We start from the raw sequence: 8,999 nt of genomic DNA on the forward strand, positions 1-8,999 counted from the left end.
TTCGAGAAGCTCAAGGAAGCCTACGTCAAGGCGCGTTACTCGAAGCACTACCGCATCTCGAAGGAAGAGCTCGAGTGGCTAGGTGCGCAGGTCGAGGAGCTCGGCCGTGTTGTGCACGAAGTGTGTTCGGAGCGGCTCGAAAAGTTGAAAGCCGACGCTCGCGCGAGGCCTGATAAATCTTAGGGGCTTGAAGCCAGTTTTGACCGGCTGTTTAGCCCCTGGTTGAACCAAAACCTGCCTGTCGGTTTACGACCCCATTGCGGTCGTTCGCTCACATGATAGTGACCGTGGGTATGAAGCCGTATTTGATACTTGGACTAGCACCATTGATGGTCTCTTGCTCGCTAGGTGGACCACCTTCGGAGGTGGAAAGATGCGAGCAGGAAATTCTAGCCAAACTAGATAATCCTGAAAGCTACGTAAGGGGTCAGAATGACTCGCTGCCCCTCGGCGACCGATGGCAGGTTGGCATCGAGTTTAGTTATGTCGATGGCAGTGGGGAACAGGTCGATAGCGCGTGGCAGACCTGCGATTTTCCAATTGTCGATGGCAACCCTGACACATCTGAGTTTCTAAAGCTGGAAAGCTCATTGGATAGCGCGGAAAATTCTGTAAGCGATTGACCGCTTGCCACCTTCGTTCCTGACTGCTTCACCGAGGTAGCGATGTGCCAGGAGCGGACGGGCACTTAACGACGCCATAGCGGTCATTTCGTCGTTTGCACCCCAACGACCCCTTGGCGCACTTGCCCTAAGACTGCTGCCAGCTTCCGACCATCGCGTCTAAGTTCCTCAAGACGGGACACCGCATTTGTTTGTTCGATTACCACTAGCCCGGTATCCGCTTGACGCCCCCGGATCGACAAGGTGCGTAGAACCAGTAGCCAATGACCGTTTGGACAGACTGAAACCGCAAGATGTCCATGGCAGAGTTGAGTGCGGAAGGCCTCGTGCTGCTCGCGATAATGGGCGAGAGATTTGGCAGCGGACCGGCCTTTCTCTGCAAACGGCCCATTTAACCCAATTGCATCCGACAAATCCTCGAAGCGCTGGCCAATCAGATGGCGCAATCGGATGGTAACGCCGTCCGGTTTGGCTCCGTCCAAAACCAATAATGTTTCAGTGACGGCGTGCTCAACGGCGGAAAAGTGGTGCATGCACTCACCACGCCATGCGTTGACCTCTGCGTAGATTGCTTCCCAGTCAACCGGAACGGAAGCTAGCGCAGACTGATCTGGGATTGCGTTCATTGAACGAGCATAGTTTCAGACTGGTTCCTGAAAGATTGCAAGTTGGCTGAAACAGTCCAATCAGAACTGTGGGTCAGAGTGGCAGCTAACCACCCCTGTTCAGACATTCACAGCCGCCTCGACAGCCCCCTGAAACAGACGCGCACGCCGATCGCGCCCGCCCGCACCGTTCTTCGCAAATCAGCACTAGCGCCCCGAAATCCTCCTGCTCACCCAGCCGGTCGGCAATGCTCCGCACGCAGGCCAGCGGCAGGCCATTGTCATGCGCCAGCGAACGCAAATAGTCGTCACGCGTCTCCGATCCGCAAGCCCGATAAAGCAAAAGCAAGTCGGTCATATCCCTGATCCTTCCGGCTGAAAGCCGCACTGCCTGCGGCATGCGGCTCTGCCTTCCGGCGAGGATGGGAGGGGGAGGGAAAACCGCAAACCGATGCCCTGGCGCGGGCCAGCGGGCGCAGCCCGCCACACAGGGGCGTCTGTTTGCGGTTTGGGAACGAGAGGGCAAAGCCCCTGGCGTTCCCGCACAAGGATCGCAGCTGCGATCCGCTCGGAAACGGCACCCTTGCACGGCGCGACGCCGCCCGGCGGTCTGCGCGCGCGCCAGTGCGCCAGCGCCCGCCGGGCAAGGAGAGAGGCAAGAGTGCCTGCGGGTCAGCTCAAACACGCCGCGCCCCAAGGAGCGCGCAGCGCGGGACGGAGCGCGTCCTCCAGCCACTCCCGCTCATCACCCCCTGCTCCCGATCGTCACCCGAATGGGACGGGACTACAGGCCCGGTCCGCGCAGCGGACAGAGCGGGTCGCCCGCAAGGGCAGCCCGAAGCGACACCCTAAAATGCTTGCCAGTTGTCCCCGGATACTCCATTGAATGCCTGAACATATAGAGAACATATGCTTGTCAGCGGGGTCTGATTCCGACAATATGTCATAAATTGTCCCAGAGGTGATATGCTCAACGACTTTGCTACTCTTCGCGTCCGTGCCGGTCTCTCTCTGGAAGACGCAGCACAGCTAACCGGATACAGCGTTCGTCAGTTGCAGCGCTGGGAAGCAGGAGTTGGCAAGCCGAGGGAGGCGGCAGTACGGGTGCTTTGCTCGATCGCCGGAACAGAGCCTGCACCCCTCGATTCCAGGTTCAATTTCATCGATCTGTTCGCCGGGATCGGCGGAATCCGCAAAGGCTTCGATGCCATCGGCGGCCACTGCGTGTTCACATCCGAGTGGAACAAGTTTGCGCAGGAAACCTACGCTGCAAACTTCCGCGACAATCACCCGCCGCATGGCGACATCACGCAGATAGCCACAGACGAAATTCCGGATCATGATGTACTGCTGGCAGGATTTCCCTGCCAGCCCTTCTCGATCGCGGGTGTCTCGAAAAAGAACTCGCTCGGGCGCCAGCATGGATTCCTTGATGAAACGCAGGGCACGCTCTTTTTCGACGTTGCCCGGATCATCAGGGCAAAGCGTCCTGCGGCCTTCCTGCTCGAGAACGTCAAGAACCTGACCGGCCATGACAAGGGTCGCACCTTCCAGGTGATACTGAAAACGCTGACCGAAGAACTCGGCTACACGGTCTGGCACAAGGTGATCGATGCGCAGCATTTTGTGCCGCAACACCGCGAACGGATCGTGATTGTCGGTTTCCGGGAGGATGTGCCGTTCAGCTGGGACGATCTTAAGCTGCCCGAAAAGGGCAGCGTGCGGCTCGCTAGCATTCTTCATCCGGAGAATGGCTCCGAAAGGGCAGAAGCACCCTACACGCTGGGACCGGATGCGAAGGTCAACGGCAAATATACGCTGACCGACAAGCTGTGGCAGTATCTGCAGGGCTATGCCGCCAAACACAAAGCCGCCGGCAACGGCTTCGGGTTCGGGCTGGTGACGCCGGACGATGTCGCGCGGACCCTCTCGGCCAGATATTACAAGGACGGCTCGGAAATTCTTGTAAGTCAGGGGAGCCGGATAAATCCGCGCCGCCTGACTCCGCGCGAATGCGCGCGGCTGATGGGCTATGGGGATGATTTCCGGATTCCGGTGTCCGACACCCAGGCCTACAAACAGTTCGGCAACTCGGTTGCCGTGCCGGTCTTTGAGGCAGTGGCGAACATCATGCAGCCGCACATTCAGTCGCTTTTGTATCCGGCACGGCAGCAAAAAGCTGCCTGACATGTGACGGACGTTCACGACCCGGCAACGCGCAGCCGTAATATGGCGGCGGTCAGGGCGAGCAATACAAGGCCTGAACTGATCATCCGCAAGGCGCTGCACGCGGCGGGTCTGCGCTACCGGCTTAACGTCCGCACCCTGCCCGGAAAGCCGGACATCGTCCTGCCGCGTTACCGCGCGGTTGTCTTCGTGCACGGTTGTTTCTGGCACCGGCACAAATGCGATCTGTTCCGCTGGCCTGAAAGCCGGACAGAGTTCTGGCGCAATAAACTCGACAGAAATGCCGCTCGGGACCAGCTGACTGCCGAAGCTCTCGACAAGGCAGGCTGGCGGCAGGCGGTGATCTGGGAATGTGCGCTGAAGGGCAAAGGGAAGCGCGATTTTCAGGACACTATGCAGTGCCTGATCGCCTGGATAAGGTCGGCCGAGAAGACAATTACTATCAGGGGCAATTAGTTGATCGGGTCACTTGCACAGCTGCTGGATCTCATGCGGCATCACGGTGCGACCCGCATCTATGCGAAGAATCTCGCTCCCAACGACAATTCCAAAAATCAGGTCTATCTCGGGGGAGACTTCTCGGCGCTCAACATCATCCCGCACGGTGAAATCTACAGCGACGATGCAGAGATTGCAGGTGCAGTGCGTGACCGCGCCAAAGCAAAAGTGAACTTCTTCTGGGTCGACGAGGCCGGACGGCACCATGCGCCGGACGCCGGTCTGATCCTCTATCCCAAATATCCCGAAGTCAGGATGTCCGGCTTTCTCAAAGGCTGCCGTGAAGCACCGTCGCACATCATGCGGGTACGGGACGAAGGACGCTTGCTTGTTCTTGGCATCACAGCGGCAGGGGAAGTTCTCGGCTATGCCGCCGATGCGGACCATCCCGTCGCTGCTGAAGTGCGCGCGTATCAGTGGCCGATGATCGGGGTCTTCCTCGAACTGCCGCTCCATGCGGGTGAGGCAGACAGCCCAAAGGACCGCCTGCTCAACGAATTGCGCCGTATCTGGCGGCTCAACTGGATTGCCTCACAGAAGCTCGCAGCGGATGGCACGAAGCAGCCGTATTCGGCGCCCAACGGCGGTGGCTATACGCTGGAGGCCGAACTCGGCATTACCCCCAATGGCTATGCAGAGCCCGATTTCATGGGCTGGGAGGTCAAGCAATACGGCGTGCGTGACTTCGTGCGATTCGCCCCCAAATCGCCGGTCACGCTGATGACGCCCGAACCGACCGGCGGCATATACCGGGACGAAGGCGTTGCCGGGTTCATGAAACGGTTCGGCTATGCGGACCAGTCAGGAAAGGCTGACCGCATCAACTTCGGTGGCAGATACGATTGCCTGAAAAGCCTGCACCACCTTACCGGGCTGCGTATGGTGATGTCCGGTTACGACGCGCAGTCAGGCAAGATCACCGATCTCGACGGTGCGCTCAGCATCGTTGATGGCAATGAAGAGATCGCGGCCTCATGGTCCTTCAAGGGGATGATGGCGCACTGGAACCGCAAGCACGCACAGGCCGCCTATGTGCCGTCGCTGTTCCGCACGCCGCCAGCGCAATACAGTTACGGTCCGAGCGTCCTGCTGTGCGAGCAGACCGATTTCCTGCTCTTTCTGAAGGCCTTCGCAGCCGGGTCAGTCTACTATGATCCGGCGATCAAGGCAGAAAAGGCGTCTTCGGCAAAGCCGGAGATCAAAAGGCGAAGCCAGTTCCGCGTGGCTCACGCCGATCTCCCCCGGTTGTATGAGCGACACGAGGTCGTCGCGCTCTAGCGCCTGTCTTCGCAAATCCTGTTCGGACAACAGATGATCGCGTCACCGCTCGTTTGGCGTACCGGGCACGCGCCGTGGTTGGGCTTGATGCAGCCAAGTTCAGTGAAAGGACAGCGAGTTTCGGCAATGAACGGTCGAGCTTCAGGACTCAGAGGTTCAAACCCAAAAGAAGCTCAACAATCTGGAGCGCTATGCTTGTCGATTGTCCCGTCCACCATTCTATCCGCGAGTCTTTCGAATCCAGGCCGAGTACGTTGACGAAGCCCAAGCCTCAGCATGAGCTATCTCGCCGCTTCGAGATCATCCAAAGTGAGCAAGAGGAGTTCGCTTCCCCCGGACGATCCTACCCGAGCCAGCCTGTTGGCTTGCGCGGAAATCGCACGCTCAAACAGATTGCGGACCTCGCGAGCATTCGCGAAATTTTCGGCACGGTGTGTCCAAATATCGCTCACGACCTGGACCAGTGTTGCCTCAGCATCGGGCGACAGTTGATAATGCGCCTTGGCAGCCATCGTCCGGAAAATCTCGACCAGTTCATCCGCCGAGTAGTCGCGGAAAAGGAGCTGTCGTGAGAAGCGCGAGTTCAACCCTGGATTGGATCGAAGGAAGCCTCTCATCTCGTTCTCATAGCCGGCGACGATGACCACAAGATCATCGCGATTATCCTCCATAAGCTTAAGCAAGGTCTCGACCGCTTCGCTCCCGAAATCGTTCTCGCCACGACCCGAAAGAGCATAAGCCTCGTCAATGAACAGCACGCCTCCAACCGCGCTGTCGACGACGTCCCGCACCTTCGTGGCTGTCTGACCAACATAGCCCCCGACAAGACCGCTGCGGTCGACCTCGACAAGGTGACCAGACGATAGCAGGCCGAGATGTCCGTAAATCTTCGACACCAGTCTTGCGACCGTCGTTTTCCCGGTCCCGGGGTTGCCGGAAAACACGAGGTGCATGCTCATCTCGGGAACAGGGAGGCCCTGTTCCTTCCTCATCGAGAAAACCCTCGCGAGATTGGCGAGCGTTTCGACTTCCTGCTTGATGTCGTCCAGCCCTATAAGCCGATGCAGACCCGCCAGTGTCTCGTCCAAGGTCGCCACATCCTGCTCGATCTGCGACCGAGGTTGGGTCGCTGTGTGGGTATCCTGAGCAGCGGTCGCGTTTATATCCGCTTCGACTTTGACCGCCTTTTCACGAAGATAAGAAGTAACCTCGCTCAGTCGTTCTATTTCACGCTCGTCGGCATAGTCGGCAGACAGTATGGCGTCGCAAACTTTTGTGACGGCATCGACCACCCGATCATGCTCAGCACTGTAAACCTCGCCAAAGTGGATGCTGGTGAAGCGCGCGTGCATGTCGATCGTGCTCGACAAGGCATTCATCATGATCCGGATGAAATTCGGATTGTTTTTTTGGTAATTCAGGTAGAACGCGAAGTCGATTTCGCTCGGATCGAGCAGGAAAATCTCATTGAGAACGCCACCTTCCTTGGCACTCACAATGCCATCCGAGCCAGCTACATAGATCGCTACATTACGGATCCCGTCTTTGAGCGACTTTTCGTAATCAGTGTCATCGTCGAAGTGCTCGGGATAGGAATAAACGATCTCCGTGTTGCGCGCGACCAGGTCGTCGAGAGCTGCGTTCGCTTGTCCAATGATGGAATTGGGATCAACTCCGAACATCCGATTTCCCTTCGTTCACCTGTCATATCAATTCGCAATTAACGGGCTGAAATTGCGCCTTCGATTTCCTTCCGGATGGATGCAATCTGATCCCTGTCCGTAGTAGTGACGGCTGTCGCTTCGCCGCTCGAAGTCACGAGCAAAAGCGCATAGGTGTTTGTGTCCGCCCTCTTCCGGTATGACAACCAGCCAAGGAAACCGCAGATGGCAGCAAAGGCAAACATGCCGAAAGCACCGTCACCCGAAGCCAGTGCACCAAGCAGGCCAAGCGCGAACAATCCTGCGATGATCCAGAAGGCGATATAGGCGCGCGAACCCTTTTTCGTCGTCGTCCTAACTTCTACCGAATTGATCTTGTTTATTGCGTACGACTTGTCCCCAACGCGTACAAAATCCCTGTCTATCGAGAAATCCATGGTCTGCCCCCAATAATTCCGACTGTGTTTGCCACTGCGCGATTACCAAGGCAATGAGATAGACCGTTGAAAGATACTGATTCAGAACACAGTGGAGAACATCAAATGCGGGGTATCGTTGCGCTTCTTTCGACCATCTCATTGACCGCCTGTGGCGGCGGAAACTCTGCCAGCGAGGACGCAATCTTTGCAGAAGTGAGCGAGGATGGCTTTGGAGGAGGCTGCGAAAATGGCGGTATCGCCACGGGCGATATTGTTGCTGTCAGCGAAGACACCAATCTCTTGGATGCCCCGGATGGTGCGCGCATTGTTAACGAGAAGGCCACCGCCGTCTTGAAGGAGACATACTACCAGCAGGTCGATAGTACGGAGACACTACAGGAGACTTGCCGAACCGAGAGGTGGTCGAAAATCAGGGTCAAAGAACCCGCCAGCCTTGGTCACGTCGAGGGCTGGCTACCCAACTCCTCGCTCCGCTTGATCGAGTCTGATGAGACCGGCAACCGGAACTATGTAGAGGCTGATTTCTATTGGGATGACGACACGTCAGCCTACAAGCCGCAACTCGTGGCGGCGGTCAATCGCATCGTCCGCGAGAACGACAATTGCCTTAGCATTGATCCCGGAACGCTGAGTAAGAGTGGTAGCCGAGGTACAGCCTCCAAACCTGTCTATTTCATCACCTGTAACGGCCCGGAAGACCGTCCCTTTAACGTTTGGTTTGAGCGTGACGATGCCACCAGCAGCAAGAGCTTCGCGGCAATCCGGAACATTGATAGGGGTGACGCCGTGCTCGCTTGCGAACAAGCTGCTAAAACCGCAGCAATGAACCCTCAAACGGTCGATTTTTCGACCTTCATGGACGTTGCCTACCTGACATATCCGAACGGTCGAAGCCGGTTGCTGAGCAGCTTCACCGCAAAGAATGCGTTTGGGGTCGAAGGAAAATTCACCATCGGATGTCTATTCGACGGCCAGGAACTGATCGAGACAGTTGTGAATGAAGCGGTCTAGGCTCCGCAATCATGACCCGAGGCAAGTTGCTGGCGGGTCCGAAGTTGCCATGCGCTTCGCGAAGTAAATCAGACCCTGATTGTCATACAATCCTACATCGCTGTCGGCAGTACTGAGCCGATATCTTGCACCATATGTGTCGCCCTCAACGCTAAATTCTCCGTCCGCTGACTTGGCTAGTTGGCGGTCGAAGCTCGATCCGTCTCCAGCAGAGATATGAGCGATTGGGTTGGCTCCATCGACAATTTCGATAACCTGCCAGGTCCGCTCGACCGTCGACGGCTTGGCGCACCATCGCCCAAGTGAATTGGGCCTCTCAAAGCTTGCATTGGCAGTTGCTTCTCTCTCTTGCTCACCGCAACCGTTCAGCACGAGACATGCGACCAAAATACTCAACTTCCCCTTCATCAACGAGCCCCCAATACAACGCTGCGTAGATTCATTGTTAGGGTATAGCCGACGATCTCAGATACGCGAAGGATCGAGCACCTTGGAATGCTACTTGGTCCCCACCCCGGAACAAGCAAGAAGATTTCAGTCCTTCGAATGCATCTGACAGCATGAAGGGATGGGCGCTCATTTGCCGCGCATTGTTCGCTATCCACTTTGAAAACAAACCAATTCCTGGCAAATCATTTGGGCATATTTTCTCGTCACTGACGCACATTTGAGAATGGACTTGACCCAGTACACCGT

The 8,999-nt window shown here is 56.9% G+C and carries 8 protein-coding genes and 1 pseudogene; 6 read left to right on the forward strand and 3 right to left on the reverse strand.

All coding sequences use genetic code 11. The features are described 5' to 3' along the window. Positions 1 to 183, forward strand: a pseudogene (locus AAFM29_RS09505) (nucleotidyltransferase); the annotation flags it as partial. Between the two features lie 92 nt (positions 184 to 275). Further along, entirely contained in the window at positions 276 to 623 is a 348-nt protein-coding gene (locus tag AAFM29_RS09510; RefSeq protein ID WP_341712566.1) for a hypothetical protein, read from the forward strand. Positions 624 to 706: 83 nt separating this feature from the next. Here AAFM29_RS09510 and AAFM29_RS09515 read toward each other — a convergent pair whose 3' ends face one another. After that, positions 707 to 1,249, reverse strand: a complete 543-nt coding sequence (locus tag AAFM29_RS09515) for a hypothetical protein (RefSeq protein WP_341712567.1) — start codon at positions 1,247 to 1,249, stop codon at positions 707 to 709. Between the two features lie 945 nt (positions 1,250 to 2,194). Between AAFM29_RS09515 and dcm the strand changes: the two genes are divergently transcribed. The 3 genes from dcm to AAFM29_RS09530 are packed head-to-tail and all read left to right on the forward strand — an operon-like array spanning position 2,195 to position 5,191. After that, positions 2,195 to 3,415 carry a DNA (cytosine-5-)-methyltransferase gene (gene dcm / locus AAFM29_RS09520; protein WP_341712568.1) on the forward strand — a complete coding sequence of 407 codons (1,221 nt, stop codon included), beginning with the start codon at positions 2,195 to 2,197 and terminating at the stop codon, positions 3,413 to 3,415. Positions 3,416 to 3,418: 3 nt separating this feature from the next. Next, positions 3,419 to 3,871 carry a very short patch repair endonuclease gene (locus AAFM29_RS09525; protein ID WP_341712569.1) on the forward strand — a complete coding sequence of 151 codons (453 nt, stop codon included), beginning with the start codon at positions 3,419 to 3,421 and terminating at the stop codon, positions 3,869 to 3,871. Then, positions 3,872 to 5,191 carry an MvaI/BcnI family restriction endonuclease gene (locus AAFM29_RS09530; RefSeq protein ID WP_341712570.1) on the forward strand — a complete coding sequence of 440 codons (1,320 nt, stop codon included), beginning with the start codon at positions 3,872 to 3,874 and terminating at the stop codon, positions 5,189 to 5,191. A 281-nt stretch (positions 5,192 to 5,472) separates the two neighbouring features. Here AAFM29_RS09530 and AAFM29_RS09535 read toward each other — a convergent pair whose 3' ends face one another. Both AAFM29_RS09535 and AAFM29_RS09540 read right to left on the reverse strand, forming a co-directional pair. Beyond that, positions 5,473 to 6,873, reverse strand: coding sequence for an AAA family ATPase (locus AAFM29_RS09535; RefSeq protein WP_341712571.1), 1,401 nt, complete (start codon positions 6,871 to 6,873; stop codon positions 5,473 to 5,475). Positions 6,874 to 6,911: 38 nt separating this feature from the next. Next, complete coding sequence (locus tag AAFM29_RS09540; RefSeq protein WP_341712572.1) at positions 6,912 to 7,289, reverse strand: DUF6232 family protein; 378 nt, start codon at positions 7,287 to 7,289, stop codon at positions 6,912 to 6,914. A 66-nt stretch (positions 7,290 to 7,355) separates the two neighbouring features. Between AAFM29_RS09540 and AAFM29_RS09545 the strand changes: the two genes are divergently transcribed. Continuing rightward, positions 7,356 to 8,303 carry a hypothetical protein gene (locus AAFM29_RS09545; RefSeq protein WP_341712573.1) on the forward strand — a complete coding sequence of 316 codons (948 nt, stop codon included), beginning with the start codon at positions 7,356 to 7,358 and terminating at the stop codon, positions 8,301 to 8,303. Positions 8,304 to 8,999: the final 696 nt, after the last annotated feature.

The organism is Erythrobacter sp., assembly GCF_038133525.1.
Taxonomy (GTDB): Bacteria; Pseudomonadota; Alphaproteobacteria; order Sphingomonadales; family Sphingomonadaceae; genus Qipengyuania.

Excerpts from the sequence above, each read along its gene's own strand:
- AAFM29_RS09510 (WP_341712566.1), top strand. The coding sequence starts at position 276 with ATGATAGTGACCGTGGGTATGAAGCCGTATTTGATACTTGGACTAGCA.
- AAFM29_RS09515 (WP_341712567.1), bottom strand. The coding sequence starts at position 1,249 with ATGAACGCAATCCCAGATCAGTCTGCGCTAGCTTCCGTTCCGGTTGAC.
- dcm (WP_341712568.1), top strand. The coding sequence starts at position 2,195 with ATGCTCAACGACTTTGCTACTCTTCGCGTCCGTGCCGGTCTCTCTCTG.
- AAFM29_RS09535 (WP_341712571.1), bottom strand. The coding sequence starts at position 6,873 with ATGTTCGGAGTTGATCCCAATTCCATCATTGGACAAGCGAACGCAGCT.
- AAFM29_RS09540 (WP_341712572.1), bottom strand. The coding sequence starts at position 7,289 with ATGGATTTCTCGATAGACAGGGATTTTGTACGCGTTGGGGACAAGTCG.